Origin of the sequence: Streptomyces collinus Tu 365, assembly GCF_000444875.1 — a bacterium.
Classification (GTDB): domain Bacteria; phylum Actinomycetota; class Actinomycetes; order Streptomycetales; family Streptomycetaceae; genus Streptomyces; species Streptomyces collinus_A.
Genome location: NC_021985.1, coordinates 5,494,283 through 5,512,869, shown reverse-complemented (window position 1 = coordinate 5,512,869; position 18,587 = coordinate 5,494,283). Strand labels below are relative to the sequence as shown.

Sequence of the window (18,587 nt, the reverse complement as noted above, 5' to 3'; positions counted from 1 at the left end):
GAGAGCACGGATCCCGGACTGCGGCTCCTCAGCGTGCACGGGTGGGCTTTCCGGGGTCTTTCAGTGGTCCTTCGGAGTGTCCTCGCTCTCCTCCTCCAGCGCCGCCAGAGCCGGATCCAGCACGATGTCCTCACCCCGCGCGTCCGTGGAGGGCTCCTCGGGGAAGTGGCACGCCGTCAGGTGCCCGGCGTGGTTGCCGGCGATCCGCACCAGGGGTGGCTCCTCGGCCGCGCACTTGTCCTGCGCCTTCCAGCAGCGGGTGCGGAACCGGCAGCCGGAGGGCGGGGAGATGGGCGAGGGCACGTCGCCGGCCAGGCGGATGCGCTCGCGTCCGGCCGCGTCGCCGGAGCCGAGGTTCACCTCGGGTACGGCGGACAGCAGAGCGTGCGTGTAGGGGTGGCGCGGGCGCGCGTAGATGGACTCGCGGTCACCCACCTCGATGATCTTGCCGAGGTACATGACCGCCACGCGCTGCGAGAAGTGCCGCACGACGGCAAGGTCGTGGGCGATGAAGAGGAACGTGATGCCGAGTTCCCGCTGCACCTTCTGCAGCAGGTTGACCACCTGGGCCTGGATCGAGACGTCCAGGGCGGAGACGGGTTCGTCGGCGACGATCAGCTTCGGTTCCAGCGCGAGGGCACGGGCCACGCCGATGCGCTGGCGCTGACCGCCGGAGAACTCGTGCGGGAAGCGGTTGTAGTGCTCGGGGTTGAGACCGACGATCTCCAGCAGCTCACGCACGCGCTTCTCGCGGCCGCCCGTCGGGTTGATGCCGTTGATCTCCATCGGCCCCGAAATGATCTTGCCGACCGTCTGCCGGGGGTTCAGTGACGAGTACGGGTCCTGGAAGATCATCTGGATCTCGGAGCGGATCGGCGCCAGCTGTTTGCGGGTGGCGTGGCTGATGTCCCGGCCGCGGTAGGAGATCGTGCCGGTGGTCGGCTCCATCAGCCGTGTGATCAGCCGGCCGGTCGTCGACTTGCCGCAGCCCGACTCGCCGACCAGTCCGAAACTCTCGCCCGCGTGCACGGTCAGGTCGATGCCGTCGACGGCCTGCACATGCCCCACCGTGCGGCGGATCGGGAAGCCGCCCTTGACCGGGAAGTGCTTGGCCAGCCCCGACACCTCCAGCAACGGCTCGCCGTCCGTCGCGCCTGCCTTCTCCCGCTGGGCCGGGAGGACCGATTCCTCTGTCATGACGGGTGTCCTCCTCCGACCTAGCCCAGCCGGGGCTTGATCTCTTCGGTGAAGATGGTCCGCTTCTGGTCCGCGGTGAGATGGCATGCCGAGGCCCGGCCGGATGCGAGAAGCGGGCGCTCGGTGCCGCAGCGGCCCGCCCCCTCCACCCGGTCCTGGAAGGTGCAGCGGGGATGGAAGCGGCAGCCGGACGGCGGGGTGAGCAGCGAGGGCGGGGTTCCGGGAATGGGAGCCAGCGGGGCACCTAGGTCGGAATCCAGGCGCGGCATCGAGTTCAGCAGGCCCCAGGTGTAGGGGTGCTGGGGCGCGCGCAGCACCTCGTCGACCGTGCCCCGCTCCACGGCACCGCCCGCGTACATCACCATGATGTCGTCGGCCATGTCGGCGATCACCCCCAGGTCGTGGGTGATGAAGATGATGCCCGATCCGAACTCCTGTTGCAGGTCCTTCAGAAGGTCCAGGATCTGCGCCTGCACGGTGACGTCAAGCGCGGTGGTCGGTTCGTCCGCGACCAGCAGGTCCGGGTCGCACACGAGCGCCATGGCGATCATCGCGCGCTGGCGCATGCCTCCGGAGAACTGGTGCGGATAGTCCTTCGCCCGTTCCCGGGGGTTCGGTATGCCGACCTTCGCCAGCATCTCCACCGCCCGCTCCCAGGCCGCCTTCTTGGAGGCGCCGTTGTGCTTCATGTACGGCTCGGCGATCTGCCGGCCGACGGTGTAGTAGGGAGAGAGCGCGGTCAGCGGATCCTGGAAGATCATGGCGGCCTTGTTGCCGCGCACCTTCTCCAGCTCGGATTCGCGGGCGGTGGTGAGCTCCCGGCCGTCCAGGAGGATCTCACCCTCGACCGTGGTGAACATGGGGTTGTGCAGGCCCAGGATGGTCAGGTTCGTCACCGACTTCCCCGAGCCGGACTCCCCCACGATGCCCAGCGTCCTGCCGCGTTCGACGTCGAAGGAGAGACCGTCCACGGCCCGCACGACGCCGTCTTCCGTCCTGAAGCTGACGTGCAGGTCGCGCACCGACAGCAGGGGACCTGTGCCCGCCGGGATCGGAGCTCCGGCCTGTTTGGTCAATGTGGTCACGACAGTGCTCCTAGGCGAGCCGGACGCGCGGGTCGATGGAGGCGTAGGCGGCGTCGACGATGATGTTGAACAGCAGGATCATGGTCGCGGAGAACAGCATCACGCCGAGCAGCAGCGGCAGGTCGCTGAAGAAGACGGACTGCACCGCGAGCTGACCGAGCCCCGGCAGACTGAAGGTGGTCTCGGTGATGATCGCGCCGCCCAGCAGGGATCCGAGGTCGATGCCGAAGATGGTGACGATGGGGATCAGCGAACCGCGCCAGGCGTAGCGGAAGAAGACGTACCGCCGGGACATGCCCTTGGCGCGCGCGGTACGGACGTGCTCCTCCTGCAGCTGCTCGATCATCGAGGAGCGGGACATACGGGTGTACTGCGCCGCGAAGATCGTCGACAGGACGACCCACGGGATGATCAGGCCCGTGAACCAGGTGAGCGGATCGCCGCTGAAGTCGTTGTAGGCGGGCTTGTCGAACCAGTGGGTCTGGTAGACGAGGACCGCGAGCGCCAGCGGGCCGAGGAAGTAGATCTGCATCGAACTGAGCACCATGGCGCCGGCGGTGGCCGTCTTGTCGATCAGCGTGCCGCGCCGCCAGGCCGCGAGCAGACCGGTGCCGAGACCCACGATCAGGAAGCAGACCGCACCGCCGAGCGTCAGCGAGAAGGTGGTGGGCAGGCGGTCCAGCAGGGTGCCCCAGACCGGCTCGTTGGTGTGGTACGAGTACCCGAAGCAGGGAGCGGGGCAGGGCCCCTGGGCGAACTGGTCGCTGCCCAGGACGACGTTGTGCAGGAAGATCCAGTACTGCTCGGCGATCGACTTGTCCAGGCCGAGCACGTGGTGGATGTTCGCGATGCTGTCCGGATTGCAGGTCTTGCCGCACATCAGCAGCGCCGGGTCCCGGGGCACACCGAAGAACAGCAGGAACGTGACGATACTCAGCAGGAAGAGAATGACGACGGCACCGAGTGTCCGGCGGACGAGGAAGCGCAGCATGACAGGGGCAGCTCTCTGACGTCGGCGGTCCGGGGGGTACCCGGCGCTCCCCCGCGGATCGGGGAGTGCGCCGGGTACCGGACGGGGACGGTTACTTGATGTAGAGGCGACGCGGGTCGATGCCGCCGATCACGTCGTCGTAGACGAGGCCACCGACCTTGGAGCCGGCGATCTGGGTCTGCTTGTAGTAGGCGGTCGGGACGACGTTGACGCTGTCCTTCACGATGTACTGGTCGAGCTTCTCCCACTCGGCGGCGGACTTGACCGGGTCGGTGATCTTGTTGATCCGGTCGATCTCGCTGTTGATCTTCGGGTCGTTGATCTGCGAGTAGTTCTGCGCGCCGTCGGCGATCACGCGGCCGTCGTACAGCGGCGGGATCACGGTCGAGGGGGACGGCCAGTCGGCACCCCACGCGGTGTGGAAGATGTCGTAGTTGTTGTTCAGCTTGGAGACCTGGTCGTAGAAGGTCTCCGCCGGGATCTCCTGGCGCTGGACGTTGAAGCCGGCCTTCTTCAGGCCCGCGGCCATGGCGGTGGAGTACTGCTGGCCCTCCGGCGTGTTGATGTAGCCGAAGGTCAGCTTCATGTTGAGCTTGCCGGCCTGCTTCAGCAGCGCCTTGGCCTTGGCCGGGTCACCGGCGGGCTTCTTCTTCTTGCCCCACGGGTCGAAGGAGGGGTCGTAGCCCGAGACGGTCGGGGAGATCAGGCCACCGGCGACCTCCATCGCGTCGGTGCCTCCGTAGGCGCGCACGAACGGGGTGACCGGCAGCGCGTAGGCGATGGCCTCGCGGACCGCCTTGTCCTTCATGGCCGGGTGGCTCATGTTGATGTTCATCTGGCCCACGTACGGCTGGTAGCCGGAGACCGTGCGCGACTTCATCTTCGGGTCGCGCAGCACCTGGGACAGGTTGCCCGCGTCGACCTGGTTGTTGAGGCTGAGGCCGGCCTGGTCGGCACCGCTGTCGGCCAGCAGCGCCTTGGTGGAGGTCTCGAACTGCTGGTTGAACGTGAAGTTGAACCGGTCCACGTACTGGTGGCGGATCGGGTCCGTCTTCGGGTCCCAGTCGGTGTTCTTCACGAGCACCATCGACTTGCCCGACTTGAACGACTGGATCTTGTACGGTCCGGTCGCGAGCGGGGCCCGGTCGTACTTCTGCTTGGTGTCGCCCTTGTCCGAGACGACCGCGTAGCCCACCATCGCCAGCGCGTACGGCAGATCGGGGTGCGGGTTCTTGAAGTGGAACACGATCGTCTTGTCGTCCGGGGTCTCCAGCACGGAGTTGGGCAGGTGCTTGCCCTTGTACGGACCGTCCTTGAGGAGCTTGCGGTAGGCGGTACCCGGGGTGTCGGCGAGCCACTGCTGCAGGTAGGTGGGCCCCTGGTTGATGAAGGGCGCGAAGAGCCGCTCGACGGAGTGCCTGACGTCCTTGGACGTGATCGGAGTCCCGTCCTGGAACTTGATGCCGTCCTTGAGCGTGTACTTCCAGGTCTTGCCGCCGTCGGTCGTGGTGCCGGAGTCGGTGGCGAGGTCGCCGACCACCTCGTGCTTGCTGCCGTCGTCGCTGGTGGACTTGTAGCCGGTGAGGCCCCGGTGGATCAGCTGGCCCAGGGACATCTCGTCGGAGACGTAGATCTGGGCCGGGTCGAAGTGGGCGTAGCTGTCGCGCTGGAGGACTTCCATCGTCCCGCCGGCCTTCGCGCCGGGCACGTCGGCCGCCGGCCCCGTCGAGTCCGACGCGTCGCCGAACTTGATGGAGGCCTGCTGGCGCTTGGCGTTCTGCCGGTCCTGCTTGTCGTTGCCTCCGCTGTCGCTGCCGCCCTTGCTGCAACCGGTGAGCACAAGAGCCCCGGCCGCGAGCACGGAGAGTGCGCCGTATGCGTGGCGTCCGCCCCTACTCATCACGAAGATACCCACCCATCTGTGTGTCACCGGTGCGTTCTGTGTGTCACCAGTGCAAAACGACTGCTGGAAGTGCGTCGAGGTGCCGTGGAGTTGCCGTGCGGTGTGGTGAAGTGGCCGGTCAGCGGGCCGTCTTGGGATCGAAGGCGTCCCTGACCGAGTCCCCGAGCAGGTTGAAGGCCACGATGAAGATGATCATCGAGATGCCGGGGAAGAACATGTAGGTGATGTCGTTCTGCATCACCAGTTCGGTGGACGCCTTGGCGAACATCTGGCCCCAGTCCGGCGTCGGTTCGACGATGCCCACGCCCAGGTAGGACAGACCGGCCTCGGCCGTCACGAAATTGGGCAGCATGTACGTCGACTGGACGAGCAGGGGCGTGACGACGTTGGGCAGGATCTCCCTGCGGATGATCCGCCACGGCGAGGCCCCGCTCACCCTCGCCGCCTCGATGAACTCCCGTTCACGCAGGGCCAGGGAGGTGCCGCGCAGGATGCGGGCGAGACTCATCCAGCCGAGGAACCACTGGACGAGGATGAGGGCCACCACACGGACGTACGTCGGCGTCTCGTCGCGCGGGCTGACGAACAGGGACACGACGACCGGCATGCTCGCGATGAAGAACAACTGGGCCGGGAAGGCGAGCAGGAAGTCGATGAACCGGCCTATGAGGAAGTCGGCCCTGCCTCCGAGATAGCCGGCCGCGACGCCGAGCAGGATGCCGGTCACGACGACGGCGAGCGTGACGGCGACCGAGATCATCAGTGAGGTGCGGATGCCGTAGATCAGTTTGGTGAAGACGTCGTAGCCGTTGCCCGGTTCGAGGCCGAACCAGAACTCGCTGCTGATGCCGCCGTTGGGCTGCACGGGTACACCCGCGCTGTCGAAGAGTTCGGGACGCTCGTCGGCGTAGACCGTGTACGGGTCCTTGCCGTAGAGCTTCGAGATCAGCGGGGCGAGCAGCGCGGCCAGGAAGAAGAAGCCCACGACGTAGGCCGATATGACGCCCGTGCGATCGCGCTTGAAGCGCGTCCACATGAGCTGGCCGGGGGACCGGCCTTCGAGTTTGACGGGTTCCTCTTTCGCCGTCGGCTGCGAAGTGCCGTCGACGACCGATGTCCCGCCACTCTCCATGTCGATAGGACTTGTCACAGTTCGTCCGTTTCACAGTGTCGGTGTGAGAGAGATTCGGGTACTCCGAACACGCACGCCGAGCCGCAGGCTGACGCGCGTAGTCCTATGGCCGAATCACACCGCTGGAAGCGGGGGGCCCATCCACCTGACGCGCGTGACACCGCACATGGGGTTCCTCCTCATGACTTCACATGTTCACCGGCAGGAGGGGGTTCCCGCCTTTCCTCCGACACCCCTGACGGAGGGTCAGGCACCCCCGCATGCTCGTGAGTCGGCGCTGTCCCCACAGCGCGAGACCCGTTGACCCGAGCGCTACGCGGCTAACTATCTGCCATGGGCAAGGTCGCGACCACTGTCTGTAAATCTCAATTCAGTCACAGCTGGCGGCTAGATCTTCCAAAAAATGGACAAACTGTTCGGCGGAGAAGGCCACGAAACGGACGTGTTACATAGGTATCGGTCCGCGGTCTCCGCACTACGGACACCGGCCGCTGAAAAACAGGTTGCAAAAAAGTCCGGGCGTCCCCCGCGATGGAGGGAACGCCCGGACTGGGATGAGGTGTTGCGGACCTCGGCCGCGCGGATCAGCCGTGCTTGGCGCGGCTCGCGGCGCGGGCGCGCTCGCGGGCGTCCAGGTTCACCTTGCGGATGCGGACGGCCTCCGGGGTGACCTCCACGCACTCGTCGTCGCGGCAGAACTCCAGCGACTGCTCCAGCGACAGCTTGCGCGGCGGCACGATCGCCTCGAACGAGTCGGCCGAGGACGACCGCATGTTCGTGAGCTTCTTCTCCTTGGTGATGTTCACGTCCATGTCGTCGGCGCGCGAGTTCTCACCGACGATCATGCCCTCGTAGACCTCGGTGCCCGGCTCGGTGAACAGCACGCCACGCTCCTGGAGGTTCGTCATCGCGAACGCGGTGACGGCACCGGAGCGGTCGGCGACCAGCGAGCCGTTGTTGCGGGTCTGCAGGGTGCCGAACCACGGCTCGAAGCCCTCGTGGATGGAGTGGCCGATACCCGTGCCGCGGGTCTGCGTCAGGAACTCGGTACGGAAGCCGATGAGGCCGCGGGAGGGCACGACGAACTCCATGCGGACCCAGCCCGAGCCGTGGTTGGACATGTTGTCCATACGGCCCTTGCGGACGCCCATGAGCTGGGTGACGGCACCCATGTGCTCCTCGGGCACGTCGATCGTCATGCGCTCGACGGGCTCGTAGGTCTTGCCGTCGACCTGCTTGGTGACGACCTGGGGCTTGCCGATGGTCAGCTCGAAGCCCTCACGGCGCATCTGCTCGACCAGGATGGCGAGCGCGAGCTCACCACGGCCCTGGACCTCCCAGGCGTCGGGGCGCTCGGTGTCCAGCACGCGCAGCGAGACGTTACCGATCAGCTCGCGCTCCAGGCGGTCCTTCACCTGGCGGGCGGTGACCTTGCGGTCCTTCACCACCGCCTTGGCGTCCGCGCCCTTGCCGGTGCCGCCGCGGCCGACCAGCGGGGAGGTGTTGGTGCCGATGACCATGGAGATCGCGGGCTCGTCGACCGTGATCAGCGGGAGGGCGATCGGGTTCTCGGTGTCGGCCAGGGTCTCGCCGATCATGATGTCCGGGATACCGGCGACGGCGCAGATGTCACCGGGGCCGGCCTTCTCGGCCGGCTTGCGGGTGAGCGCCTCGGTCATCATCAGCTCGGTGATGCGGACGTTGCTGATCGACCCGTCGCGCTTGATCCAGGCGACCGTCTGGCCCTTGCGCAGCTCGCCCTGCTCGACGCGGAGCAGCGCGATGCGGCCGAGGAAGTTGTCGGCGTCCAGGTTGGTGACGTGGGCCTGGAGCGGGGCCTCCTCGTCGTAGGTCGGGGCCGGGATGTGCTCCAGGATGGTGGAGAAGAACGGCTCCAGGCTGTCGCTGTCGGCCGGGACCGTGCCGTCGGCCGGCTTGGTCAGCGAGGCGACGCCGTCACGGCCGCAGGCGTAGACGATCGGGAACTCGATCTGGTCCTCGTCCGCGTCCAGGTCGAGGAAGAGGTCGTAGGTCTCGTTGACGACCTCGTCGATCCGGGAGTCCGGGCGGTCCGTCTTGTTGATGCACAGGATGACGGGCAGGCGCTGCTGGAGGGCCTTGCGCAGCACGAAGCGGGTCTGCGGGAGCGGACCCTCGGACGCGTCGACCAGGAGGACGACACCGTCGACCATCGACAGACCGCGCTCGACCTCGCCACCGAAGTCGGCGTGGCCGGGGGTGTCGATGATGTTGATCGTGATCGGCTCGCCGCCGTCCTTCGGGTGGTACTTGACCGCCGTGTTCTTGGCGAGGATCGTGATGCCCTTCTCACGCTCCAGGTCGTTCGAGTCCATCATGCGGTCGTCGACCGAGTCGAGCTGGTGGGCGGCGAAGGCGCCGGCCTGCTTCAGCATGCCGTCGACGATGGTCGTCTTGCCGTGGTCGACGTGGGCGACGATGGCGACGTTGCGGATGTCGTGACGTGTAGCAGTCACAGCCATAGTGCGGCGAACTCCCAGAGTGGTGAGAAGGCCCTGCTGCTGCGTACGTCCGTGTGACGCGGGCCTGCCGGGCTTGACACGCCACGGCCTCACCCCATGGTACGTGGCCCCGAGGGGGTCGGCCTCCTCGGGGCCTCGCGGCCCTCAGTGTCCGGCCGGGCTCGCCCCGGCCGTGACGCCCTTCTTCAGGAAGCCCATGTCCTCGTAGACGGGCGTCTGGAATCCGAACGCGCCCGCGTTGACCAGGGATTTCCGGACGCCGACGAGCTGGGGCCGCTGGTAGAGGGGGATGGAGCCGGCCATGGCCCAGATGCGGGAGTCCGCCTTGCGGATGAGGTCGCGCTCCTCGTCCTGGTCCAGCGCCGCCGCGGCCTCGTCGAACAGCTGGTCGACCTGGTCGGTGCCGACCCGGGTGAAGTTCTGCTCGACGTTCACCGAGCCGTCGGCGGCCGCGACGGGCTTGGCGTAGATGGGCCGGGCGTCGGTCGCCGGGAAGGCGGAGGAGGGCCAGGAGTAGAGGGCGAGGTCGTAGTCGCCGGAGGCGATGTGGTCCTTGAAGTAGCTCTCGTCCGAGACCTTGGTGATCGTCGTGCGGATGCCGACCTTCTCCAGCATCGCCGAGATCCGCAGCGCGACGGTGTTCAGGGTGTCCGAGCCGGGGCCGGAGGGCAGCACGAAGCGCAGGGCGAGCGCCTTGCCGTCCTTGGCTAGCGGGCCGGCGACGGCGCCCGCCGGGGCCGCGGTGCCCTGCGGGGCGTAGGCGCCCGGCGCGCCGCCGTTGCCGGTGTACTGCCGGCCGTCCTGGGCGAGGTGCTTGCCGCCCTCGTCGCCCGTCTCGTGGCGGGTGCCCTTGTCGTCCTCGCCGACGATGTACTCGCCCTCCTTGCCGCCGTCGGACTTCTTCTCCTGGTCGCCGCGGTCGTTCTCGGCGCCGGCCGCCTTCTCGCCCTTCTTCGGCTCCTTCACCGGTCCCCCGGCAACCCAGCCGGCGTCCGCGAGCAGGGCCTGGGCCTCCTCGGTGTCCTGGCTGCCGAGCACGCCGCTGCTGTCGGTGTAGGCGTCCTGCCCGGACAGCGCGAGGTGGCTGCCGACCGGGTCGGCGGGCAGGCCGAGCGGGGTCAGCACGAGCTTGGCCAGCTCCCGGCGGTCGAGCGCGCGGGCGACGGCCTGGCGGACCCGCTGGTCGGCGAGGGGACCACCGGCGCCGTTGAGGGCGAGCTGGGTGTAGGCGGGCTCCAGCGACTTGCGGACGGCGAAGGCGCGCAGTTCGTCCTGCTGCTTCAGGTACCGGGTGATCGCCTTGCGCAGCTTCTTCTGCCCAACCATGACCTCGTCGGAGTCGAAGCCGTGGGCCAGCGCCCAGGAGCGCAGCTTCTTCGCCGAGGTCTTCCCGGAGCCCTGCAGCGGGGTGCCGGTGCCCTGCCCGCGGGAGGCGAGGACGATCCGGTCGGCCTCGGCCGGGTCGACGTCGGCGAGGTCCGCGCTGCCGTCGGCGAGCGCGGCGGCCCGCTTGTCGCGGTCGACGGCGTGCAGCACGATCTCGTTCAGCTTGGCGGGCTTGCCCCACCAGCGCGGGTTGCGGGTGAGGACGACGTCCTTCTTGGCGGTGTCGACCTTCTCGACCTTGAAGGGGCCCGCGGTGACGGTCAGCTTGCGCCGGGCGCCGTCGTTGAAGGCGTCCGGGGTGCCCATGACGTCCTTGGGGTACAGCGGGGAGAACAGCGACTTCCAGTCGGCGTAGGGGCGCGAGAAGGTGACCCGGACCTGGAGGTCGCTGGCGCCGCGCTCGATCTTGGCGATGCGGTCGTAGCCGGCGTTGCGGGCGGTCCAGAAGGCGCTGTTCTTTCCGGACAGCGCGCGCCACTGGGCGACGAAGTCGGCGGCGCCGATCTCCCGCCCGTCGCTCCAGACCGCCTGCTGGTTCAGCTTGTACAGCACGACCTGCCGCGGCTCGGTCTCGATGACCTTGGCGGATTCCAGGTAGGCGGGGTTGGCCACCGGGCGGCCGGCGGCGTCCAGCCGGAACATCGAGGGCAGCACGGCCTGGGCGACGCGGGTGGTGCCCGCGTCGGCGTCGGCCTGGAAGGTGTTCAGGGTCTCCGGTACGGCGTCCACGGCCCACTTCAGCGTGCCGCCCTCGGCGACCTTGTCGCGGGCGACCAGGGCGATGTCCTGCGCGGCCAGCGGACGGCTGGGCTTCTCGTCGGAGCCGCAGCCGGCGAGCAGGGGCACCGCGAGGGCGCCCGCGGTGAGGAAGGCGGCCGAGCGCAGCACCGCGCGCAGGCCGACGCCGTCGTGGGACATCTCTGCTACCTCCGGGAAGCCGCGGGCTTTATGCTCACATGGGGCGGTATGTGGAGCTGATCACTTTTGGCGGTATATGGAGCTGATCAGATCTATACGCCCACTGAAGAGGAAAGGATCCGGCAACAGCGGGCGACACGGCGACGACGGACGGTAAGCCCACCCGTGCGGCGCAACACACCGAATGTGCATCCGTACGCCTCGGCCAATCGGTGCACATCTCTTCACAGCACCAGGTGTGAGGCGCAACACTCCAAGGCGCCTGAACGTTGCCGCCCAGGGCCCGCAGGACCCGTGGAAGTGAGGGCAAGTCATGTCCGTGCACGACGAACTGACGTCCGTCCAGCGCTGCCTCGACGACCTGTACCGGTCGCTCGGACGGCTGGAGAAGCAGGTCGGCGGCGGGGGCCTGGAGATGCGCCGGGTCCGTATGGACGCCGACCATCTGCGCGAGAGCCTGGGCCTGCTGCGGGAAGCCGCCAGCACCCCGGCCGCCCCGCACCGGCCCGACCTCGTCACCATCTCCGACACGCCGTACGACATCACCCTGTGGACGGACTCGGACGACGAGGGGCTGGGCGCCCGCGACCGGCACGCGCCCTGAAGCCGCGACCGGCCCGCACCCCCCATCCCTGAGCCGACCGGAGTGCTGTCTTGGCCACTGGTACGGAACCCCAACCGAACAGCGGCGGCGTACGCGCCGGTACGCGCGCCGCGATCGACGCACCGCATCTGCGGACCGACCGCTGGTGGCTGGCCCCCGCCGTCACCGCGGCCGGTCTGTTCGCCTTCGTCGTCTACTCGACCTGGCGGGCGTTCGCGAACGCGCACTACTACGCGGCGCCGTACGTCTCCCCGTTCTACTCGCCGTGCCTGGCGGAGAACTGCCGGACCATGCACGCGGGTCCCAACGCCGACCTGTTCGGCAGCTGGTGGGGCATCTCCCCCGCGATCATCATCCTGATCTTCCCGCTCGGCTTCCGGCTGACCTGCTACTACTACCGCAAGGCGTACTACCGCAGCTTCTGGGCCTCGCCGCCCGCCTGCGCGGTGGCCGAACCGCACCGCCGGTACACCGGCGAGACCCGGTTCCCGCTCATCCTGCAGAACGTCCACCGGTACTTCTTCTACGCCGCCCTGCTGGTGGCCGGCGTGCTGACCTACGACACGGTGCTGTCCTTCCGCGACACGCACTACCGCTGGGGTCACATGGGCCTCGGCACCCTCGTGTTCCTGGTCAACATCGTGCTGATCTGGGCCTACACCGTCTCCTGCCACTCCTGCAGACACATCGTCGGCGGCAAGCTCAAGCACTTCTCCCGGCATCCCGTGCGCTACCGGGCGTGGCAGTTCGTCGGGCGGCTGAACGCCCGGCACATGCAGCTCGCCTGGGCGTCCCTGCTCAGCGTGGCGCTCGCCGACTTCTACGTGTACCTGGTCGCGTCCGGCGTCTTCGACGATCCGCGGTTCTTCTAGATGAGTGGGGCTTTCTGATGTCCGTGGTGGACCGGCAGGAGTGGGACGTCGTCGTGGTCGGCGCGGGCGGCGCGGGGCTGCGGGCCGCGATCGAGGCGCGCGAGCGCGGCGCCCGTACGGCCGTGATCTGCAAGTCGCTGTTCGGCAAGGCGCACACGGTGATGGCGGAGGGCGGCATCGCGGCCGCCATGGCCAACGCCAACGAGCACGACAGCTGGCAGGTCCACTTCCGCGACACCCTGCGCGGCGGCAAGTTCCTCAACCAGTGGCGGATGGCCGAACTGCACGCCCGGGAGGCGCCGGACCGGGTGTGGGAACTGGAGACCTGGGGCGCGCTGTTCGACCGGACCAAGGACGGCCGGATCTCCCAGCGCAACTTCGGCGGCCACGAGTACCCGCGCCTGGCGCACGTCGGCGACCGCACCGGCCTGGAGCTGATCCGCACCCTCCAGCAGCGGATCGTCGCGCTCCAGCAGGAGGACGAGAAGGAGACGGGGGACTACGAGTCCCGGCTGAAGGTCTTCCAGGAGTGCACGGTCACCCGCGTCCTGAAGGACGGCGAGCGCGTCTCGGGCGTCTTCGCCTACGACCGTGAGACCGGCCGCTTCTTCGTGCTGGAGGCCCCGGCGGTGGTCGTGGCGACCGGCGGGATCGGCAAGTCCTTCAAGGTCACCTCCAACTCCTGGGAGTACACCGGCGACGGTCACGCGCTGGCCCTGCTGGCCGGCGCTCCCCTGCTCAACATGGAGTTCGTGCAGTTCCACCCGACGGGCATGGTCTGGCCGCCGTCGGTCAAGGGCATCCTCGTCACCGAGTCGGTCCGCGGCGACGGCGGGGTGCTCAGGAACTCCGAGGGCAAGCGGTTCATGTTCGACTACGTCCCGGACGTCTTCAAGGAGAAGTACGCCGAGTCCGAGGACGAGGCCGACCGCTGGTACGACGCCCCCGACAGCAACCGGCGGCCCCCCGAGCTGCTCCCGCGCGACGAGGTGGCCCGGGCGATCAACGCCGAGGTGAAGGCGGGCCGCGGCTCCCCGCACGGCGGGGTCTTCCTGGACGTGTCGACCCGGATGCCGGCGGAGGTGATCCGGCGCCGGCTGCCCTCCATGTACCACCAGTTCAAGGAACTGGCCGATGTCGACATCACGGCGGAGGCCATGGAGGTCGGGCCCACCTGCCACTACGTGATGGGCGGGGTCGCGGTCGACTCCGACACCGCGGCCGCGCGCGGGGTGCCGGGGCTGTACGCGGCCGGTGAGGTCGCCGGGGGCATGCACGGCTCCAACCGGCTCGGCGGCAACTCGCTGTCCGACCTGCTCGTGTTCGGGCGGCGGGCCGGCCGGCACGCCGCCGACTACGCGCAGCGGGCGGCCGGAGGGCGCCCCCGGGTCGACGACGCCCAGGTCAACACGGCGTCGGCGGAGGCGCTGCGGCCCTTCTCCGCCGAGACGGAGGGCGAGGCCGGACCGCCGGAGAACCCGTACACCCTGCACCAGGAACTCCAGCAGACCATGAACGACCTGGTCGGCATCATCCGCCGCGAGGGCGAGATGGAGCAGGCCCTGCAGCGGCTGGCCGGGCTGCGGGCCCGGGCCCGCCGGGCCGGGGTGGAGGGGCACCGCCAGTTCAACCCCGGCTGGCACCTCGCCCTGGATCTCCGGAACATGCTGCTGGTCAGCGAGTGCGTGGCGCGGGCCGCGCTGGAGCGCACCGAGTCGCGCGGCGGGCACACCCGCGAGGACTGTCCGGCGATGGACCGCGCCTGGCGCAACGTGAACCTGCTGTGCACGCTCGCCGACCCCACCGGCCACCTCGCGGCGGCCGACCCCGGGCGCGGCCAGATCCGGCTCACCCGCGAGACCACCGAACCCATCCGCCCGGACCTGCTCGCCCTCTTCGAGAAGGAGGAGCTGGTCAAGTACCTCGCCGAAGAGGAGCTGTACGAGTGAGCAGCTACGAGGCCCGCTTCAAGGTGTGGCGGGGCGATGTGCAGGGTGGTGGCCTCGAGGACTTCACGGTCGAGGTCAACGACGGCGAGGTGGTGCTGGACATCGTCCACCGGCTCCAGGCCACCCAGGCACCCGACCTCGCCGTGCGCTGGAACTGCAAGGCGGGCAAGTGCGGTTCGTGCTCGGCGGAGATCAACGGGCGGCCGCGGCTGATGTGCATGACCCGCATGTCGGTCTTCGACCCCGGCGAGACCGTCACCGTCACCCCGCTGCGCGCCTTCCCGGTGATCCGGGACCTGGTGACCGACGTCGGCTTCAACTACCAGAAGGCCAGGGAGGTCCCGGCGTTCGTGCCGCCGGCCGGGGTCGGTCCCGGCGAGTACCGGATGATGCAGGAGGACGTGGACCGCTCGCAGGAGTTCCGCAAGTGCATCGAGTGCTTCCTGTGCCAGGACACCTGCCACGTCGTGCGCGACCACGAGGAGAACAAGCCGGCGTTCGCCGGTCCGCGGTTCCTGATGCGGGTGGCGGAGCTGGACATGCACCCGCTGGACGCGGCCGCCGAGACGGGTCTGGACCGCAAGCGCACCGCCCAGGAGGAGCACGGCCTCGGCTACTGCAACATCACCAAGTGCTGCACGGAGGTGTGTCCCGAGGGCATCAGGATCACCGACAACGCGCTGATCCCGCTGAAGGAGCGGGCCGTCGACCGCAAGTACGACCCGCTGGTGTGGCTGGGCTCGAAGATCAGGAGGCGGTCTTCGTAGTGTCCCGGCCGGGGCGCTGGGCGAGGGCCTGCACGACGAAGCCGGCCAGGAACAGCACGCAGTACCCGCCGAAGGCGACGATGCCGGCCCCGGCGTCCTCCAGCGGGCCCAGCAGCAGGAGCAGGCTCAGACCGAGCGACGTGAGCAGGGTGCCGTAGCCCCACAGCCGCGGCCGGACCACCCGGCGGCGGGCGGGCCACGGCACCCAGCCCGTCACGACCGACGCGGCGCCGGCGGCCACGAACAGGGCGACGGCCAGCCAGGCGCCCACCACGAGCAACAGGTGCATGACGATCATCGTCCCACCGGACGGGGTGCGCGGGAAGTCATTTCACCCAGCCGTCCCGGTACGCCCGCCAGTCCGCCTCCGTCGCCGCGAAGTCCACGTACAGGGCGACGCCGAAGCGGGAGCGGTCGGCGTCGGTGCGGGACAGGCCCAGGCGGACGCCGCGCACGGCGGCCGGCACGGTCTCCGCGTGCGCCCAGTGGCCGAAGCGGTTCTCGTGGTAGAAGGGCAGGCCCATCAGCAGGTCGGTGGTGGCCGGGGTGACCTCCAGGGCGAGGCTGGTCTGCTGGGCCACGTAGCCGCCGTACAGGCTCCGCAGCGGCTGCATGGTGTCGTACGACATCACGGCGATCTGGTCCACGCGGCGGGCCACCTGTCCGAAGTAGGACTGCGACCACCACTTGGGGTGGCCGGTGGTCGTGCCCCAGAAGGAGTGGAACGCGGGCAGCGGGTCGATCTGGTGGGCGGCGACGGAGAGCACGGCGTGGTGGGCGTGGGTGAGGGCGCGCAGGTCGTCGAGGAGCGCGAGGTAGTCGCGGTCGCCGGAGTGCAGGGGCTCCAGGTCGAAGTGGGCGCCGTCGAAGCCGGCGGCGAGGATCTGCCGGGTGGAGGCGAGGACGGCCGCGCGGGTCGCGGCGCGCTCCAGGCGCAGTCCGTCCGGGCTCTCGGTGGCCAGCTTGTCGCCGAGCCAGGCCTGGACGCGGATCCCGGGCGCCGCCCGGTGCAGGGCCGAGACCAGCCGGCGCGCCCGCGGGTGTGCCGTCGGCGGGAGGGTGCCGTCGTGCTCCAGCGGGCCGGCGTGCACGTACAGGTCGCGGATGCCGGTGTCCTTGAGGCGGTCCGCGAGGCGGGTCACGTCCGCGTCGGTCCTGCGTCCGTCGACCCAGGCGTGCCCCAGCCAGAGGGCGTCCCGGTGCCGGGTGCGGGTGCCCGGGGCGGGATCGCCCGCGTAGTTGACCCGCAGGGCCGCCTCCGCGACGGCCGGCGGGAGGAACAGCAGCAGGGACAGCCCCACCGCGACCCAGGTGCGCCGGCGCCGCCACCGGGAGCGGCGGGGCGGCTCCGGGGTGGCGTCGCCTGCCGGGGTGGCGTCGCCCGGCGTCGCGGGGGCGCTGTGCGGCGGGGCCGCCGCTTCCGCCGGTTCCTCCGCCCCGTCCACCCCGTCCACCCCGTCCACCCCGTCCGTCACGCCCGTGCCGTCGTCCGTGCCGTTCCGTTCCGTCCGCATCCCGCCCCCTTGCGGCTTTGTTCGCCCAGTTGTGTCCGCCCACTCGCGTGGGCGACTACCTGCCCATACGCTCCGAAATGTGACGTCCTCCCTGTTCCGGGGCCGGCCCCGGTGTGCCACGGCGCACATACGGGTGCGGGTGGCGCATGCCGTCGTGGGCGCGTTCGCGGGGGCCGGGTGGCTGCTGTTGCCGGTGACGACGGCCGGTGGCGACGCCCCGGTTCCCGCCTCCCCGGCCGGGCCCGTGGCGAGCGCCGCCGCGCCGCACCAGGACGGGACGTCCACCCCGGACCTCGTGCTGCCCCTCGTCGCCGTCGGCGCGGCCGGGGTGCTGGCCGGGTACGGATATGTGCGGCGCACCCGGCGGGCCCGGACCCGGACGACGCCCGGCGTGGTGCCGGCGGCGCCGCCCGCGGCCACCCCGCTGGAGGCCGAGCGGCAGGCCAGGGCCGCGCTGGTGCTGGCCGACGACTGCGTACGCGGCAGCGAGGAGGAGCTCTCCTTCGTCCGGGAGCTGTTCGGGGAGAAGCGGACCGAGCCGTTCAACCGGGCTCTGCTGGCCGCGCGCACCGAACTGTCTGCCGCGTTCGCGATATGGCGGCGGTACGAGGCGGGCGTACCGGGGGACGCGGGGGCCGGGCGGCAGGCGCTGGTGGGGGTGATCGGGCGGTGTGCGGAGGCGGGCCGACGGCTGGACGCCGAGGCGGCGGAGCTGGACCGGCTGCGGGGGCTGGAGCAGGACACGGGTGAGGCGCTGGAGGTCGCCGAGCGCCGCTTCCGGGAGCTGACCGCGCGCACGGCGGCGGCCCAGCACACCGCGGCGGGGCTGCGTGAGTGGTACGCGCTCTCGGCCGGTGCCGCCGTCGCCGGTCACGTCGAACAGGCCAAGGACCGCCTGTTGTTCGCCACCTCGCGGCTCAACGAGGCCCGCCAGGCGGCCGATGCGGGTGATCCGGCGCGTGCGGTCCGGCAGCTGCGCGCGGCCGAGGGCGGGGTGTTCCAGGCCGGTGTCCTGGTGGGCGGGGTGGAGCGGCTCGCGGCGGAGCTGGCGGAGGCGGCCGCGCTGGTGCCGGCCGCGCTGACCGGCGGGGAGGCGGAGATCGCCGAGGCGCGGAAGAACGGCGGGCGCACCTCCCTGGCCACCGGTGAACTGCACGGCCGCCTCGCGCACGCCGACGGGGTGCTGGCCGCCGTGCGCGCGGAGCTGACCCGCGGGCCGTACGACCCGCTGGACGCCCTGCGCCGCGTCGCACGGGCCGTGGAGCGGCTGGAGGTGGGGCGGTCCGGGGCGGTGACGGCGGCCGCGCTGCTGGTGGCGCGCGGTCAGGTGGGCGTGGCGGAGGACTTCGTCGCCGTGCACCGCGGCGCGGTGGGTGCCGAGGCGCGGGCCGTGCTGGCGGAGGCGGTACGGGTGCTGGAGCCGGAGGGCGGGGGCCGCGCCGACGAGGCCGACCGCCTCGCCGGGCAGGCGCGTGACCTGGCCGAGCGGGACGTGCGGGCGCACGGCAGCCCCTGGGCCGAGGCGGCCGGGCAGGCGGTCGGGCTGCCGGGGGCCGTCCTCGGCGGGATCCTGCTGACCGAGGAGGCCGAGGCGGGCCCGCCGGTGAGCTTCGGCGGCCCGGGGACACGGGGCCGCCGCCGTCTTCCTGAACCGGCCGGGCCGACGGAACCGGCGCCCGGGGGCCCGCGGGCCGGGACGGACTGATCAGAAGGGGCTGAGCAGTGCCTCCGCGATGGGTGAGGCCGAGTTCGCCGCCATCTTCCGCAA

At 70.1% G+C, this 18,587-nt stretch carries 14 protein-coding genes; 5 read left to right on the top strand and 9 right to left on the bottom strand.

The annotated features are described in order from the left end of the window. Window positions 1-60: 60 nt before the first annotated feature. The 7 genes from B446_RS24095 to B446_RS24065 all read right to left on the bottom strand — a co-directional run bounded on the left by B446_RS24095 (window position 61) and on the right by B446_RS24065 (window position 11,113). The gene (locus B446_RS24095) at window positions 61-1,197 is read right to left on the bottom strand and encodes an ABC transporter ATP-binding protein (protein ID WP_020942041.1); all 1,137 of its coding nucleotides are present in this window, start codon (window positions 1,195-1,197) and stop codon (window positions 61-63) included. 20 nt (window positions 1,198-1,217) lie between these two features. Beyond that, window positions 1,218-2,282: an ABC transporter ATP-binding protein gene (locus B446_RS24090; protein WP_043476365.1), complete on the bottom strand. Its 1,065-nt coding sequence runs from the start codon at window positions 2,280-2,282 to the stop codon at window positions 1,218-1,220. Between the two features lie 10 nt (window positions 2,283-2,292). Next, a complete protein-coding gene (locus B446_RS24085; protein WP_020942039.1) occupies window positions 2,293-3,273 on the bottom strand; it encodes an ABC transporter permease in 981 nt (326 codons plus the stop codon). Between the two features lie 91 nt (window positions 3,274-3,364). Next, a complete protein-coding gene (locus tag B446_RS24080; RefSeq protein WP_043479015.1) occupies window positions 3,365-5,173 on the bottom strand; it encodes an ABC transporter substrate-binding protein in 1,809 nt (602 codons plus the stop codon). A gap of 121 nt (window positions 5,174-5,294) precedes the next feature. After that, window positions 5,295-6,326: an ABC transporter permease gene (locus B446_RS24075; protein ID WP_043476363.1), complete on the bottom strand. Its 1,032-nt coding sequence runs from the start codon at window positions 6,324-6,326 to the stop codon at window positions 5,295-5,297. A 566-nt stretch (window positions 6,327-6,892) separates the two neighbouring features. Beyond that, window positions 6,893-8,809 (bottom strand): translational GTPase TypA, encoded by a 1,917-nt coding sequence (gene typA / locus B446_RS24070; protein WP_043476361.1) that lies wholly within the window; start codon window positions 8,807-8,809, stop codon window positions 6,893-6,895. A 144-nt stretch (window positions 8,810-8,953) separates the two neighbouring features. Further along, the gene (locus B446_RS24065; protein ID WP_020942035.1) at window positions 8,954-11,113 is read right to left on the bottom strand and encodes an ABC transporter family substrate-binding protein; all 2,160 of its coding nucleotides are present in this window, start codon (window positions 11,111-11,113) and stop codon (window positions 8,954-8,956) included. 313 nt (window positions 11,114-11,426) lie between these two features. Here B446_RS24065 and B446_RS24060 point away from each other — a divergent pair, with 313 nt between their 5' ends. The 4 genes from B446_RS24060 to B446_RS24045 are packed head-to-tail and all read left to right on the top strand — an operon-like array spanning window position 11,427 to window position 15,305. Then, entirely contained in the window at window positions 11,427-11,717 is a 291-nt protein-coding gene (locus tag B446_RS24060; RefSeq protein WP_020942034.1) for a hypothetical protein, read from the top strand. Window positions 11,718-11,767: 50 nt separating this feature from the next. Beyond that, window positions 11,768-12,589 carry a hypothetical protein gene (locus tag B446_RS24055; protein WP_020942033.1) on the top strand — a complete coding sequence of 274 codons (822 nt, stop codon included), beginning with the start codon at window positions 11,768-11,770 and terminating at the stop codon, window positions 12,587-12,589. A 17-nt stretch (window positions 12,590-12,606) separates the two neighbouring features. Continuing rightward, window positions 12,607-14,538: a fumarate reductase/succinate dehydrogenase flavoprotein subunit gene (locus B446_RS24050; protein WP_020942032.1), complete on the top strand. Its 1,932-nt coding sequence runs from the start codon at window positions 12,607-12,609 to the stop codon at window positions 14,536-14,538. After that, window positions 14,535-15,305, top strand: a complete 771-nt coding sequence (locus tag B446_RS24045) for a succinate dehydrogenase/fumarate reductase iron-sulfur subunit (RefSeq protein ID WP_020942031.1) — start codon at window positions 14,535-14,537, stop codon at window positions 15,303-15,305. The genes B446_RS24050 and B446_RS24045 overlap by 4 nt, the downstream gene beginning before the upstream one ends. Here B446_RS24045 and B446_RS24040 read toward each other — a convergent pair. Both B446_RS24040 and B446_RS24035 read right to left on the bottom strand, forming a co-directional pair. Next, window positions 15,286-15,594 (bottom strand): hypothetical protein, encoded by a 309-nt coding sequence (locus B446_RS24040; RefSeq protein ID WP_020942030.1) that lies wholly within the window; start codon window positions 15,592-15,594, stop codon window positions 15,286-15,288. The two genes, B446_RS24045 and B446_RS24040, sit on opposite strands and share 20 nt — an antisense overlap. Window positions 15,595-15,631: 37 nt before the next feature. Continuing rightward, window positions 15,632-16,819, bottom strand: coding sequence for a hypothetical protein (locus tag B446_RS24035; RefSeq protein ID WP_020942029.1), 1,188 nt, complete (start codon window positions 16,817-16,819; stop codon window positions 15,632-15,634). A gap of 79 nt (window positions 16,820-16,898) precedes the next feature. Here B446_RS24035 and B446_RS24030 point away from each other — a divergent pair, with 79 nt between their 5' ends. Then, window positions 16,899-18,524 carry a hypothetical protein gene (locus B446_RS24030; RefSeq protein ID WP_234967546.1) on the top strand — a complete coding sequence of 542 codons (1,626 nt, stop codon included), beginning with the start codon at window positions 16,899-16,901 and terminating at the stop codon, window positions 18,522-18,524. Window positions 18,525-18,587 lie beyond the last annotated feature (63 nt).

Coding starts and splice junctions, on each gene's coding strand:
- B446_RS24095 (WP_020942041.1), bottom strand. CDS start 1,197: ATGACAGAGGAATCGGTCCTCCCGGCCCAGCGGGAGAAGGCAGGCGCG.
- B446_RS24085 (WP_020942039.1), bottom strand. CDS start 3,273: ATGCTGCGCTTCCTCGTCCGCCGGACACTCGGTGCCGTCGTCATTCTC.
- B446_RS24080 (WP_043479015.1), bottom strand. CDS start 5,173: ATGAGTAGGGGCGGACGCCACGCATACGGCGCACTCTCCGTGCTCGCG.
- typA (WP_043476361.1), bottom strand. CDS start 8,809: ATGGCTGTGACTGCTACACGTCACGACATCCGCAACGTCGCCATCGTC.
- B446_RS24065 (WP_020942035.1), bottom strand. CDS start 11,113: ATGTCCCACGACGGCGTCGGCCTGCGCGCGGTGCTGCGCTCGGCCGCC.
- B446_RS24060 (WP_020942034.1), top strand. CDS start 11,427: ATGTCCGTGCACGACGAACTGACGTCCGTCCAGCGCTGCCTCGACGAC.
- B446_RS24050 (WP_020942032.1), top strand. CDS start 12,607: ATGTCCGTGGTGGACCGGCAGGAGTGGGACGTCGTCGTGGTCGGCGCG.
- B446_RS24040 (WP_020942030.1), bottom strand. CDS start 15,594: ATGCACCTGTTGCTCGTGGTGGGCGCCTGGCTGGCCGTCGCCCTGTTC.
- B446_RS24035 (WP_020942029.1), bottom strand. CDS start 16,819: ATGCGGACGGAACGGAACGGCACGGACGACGGCACGGGCGTGACGGAC.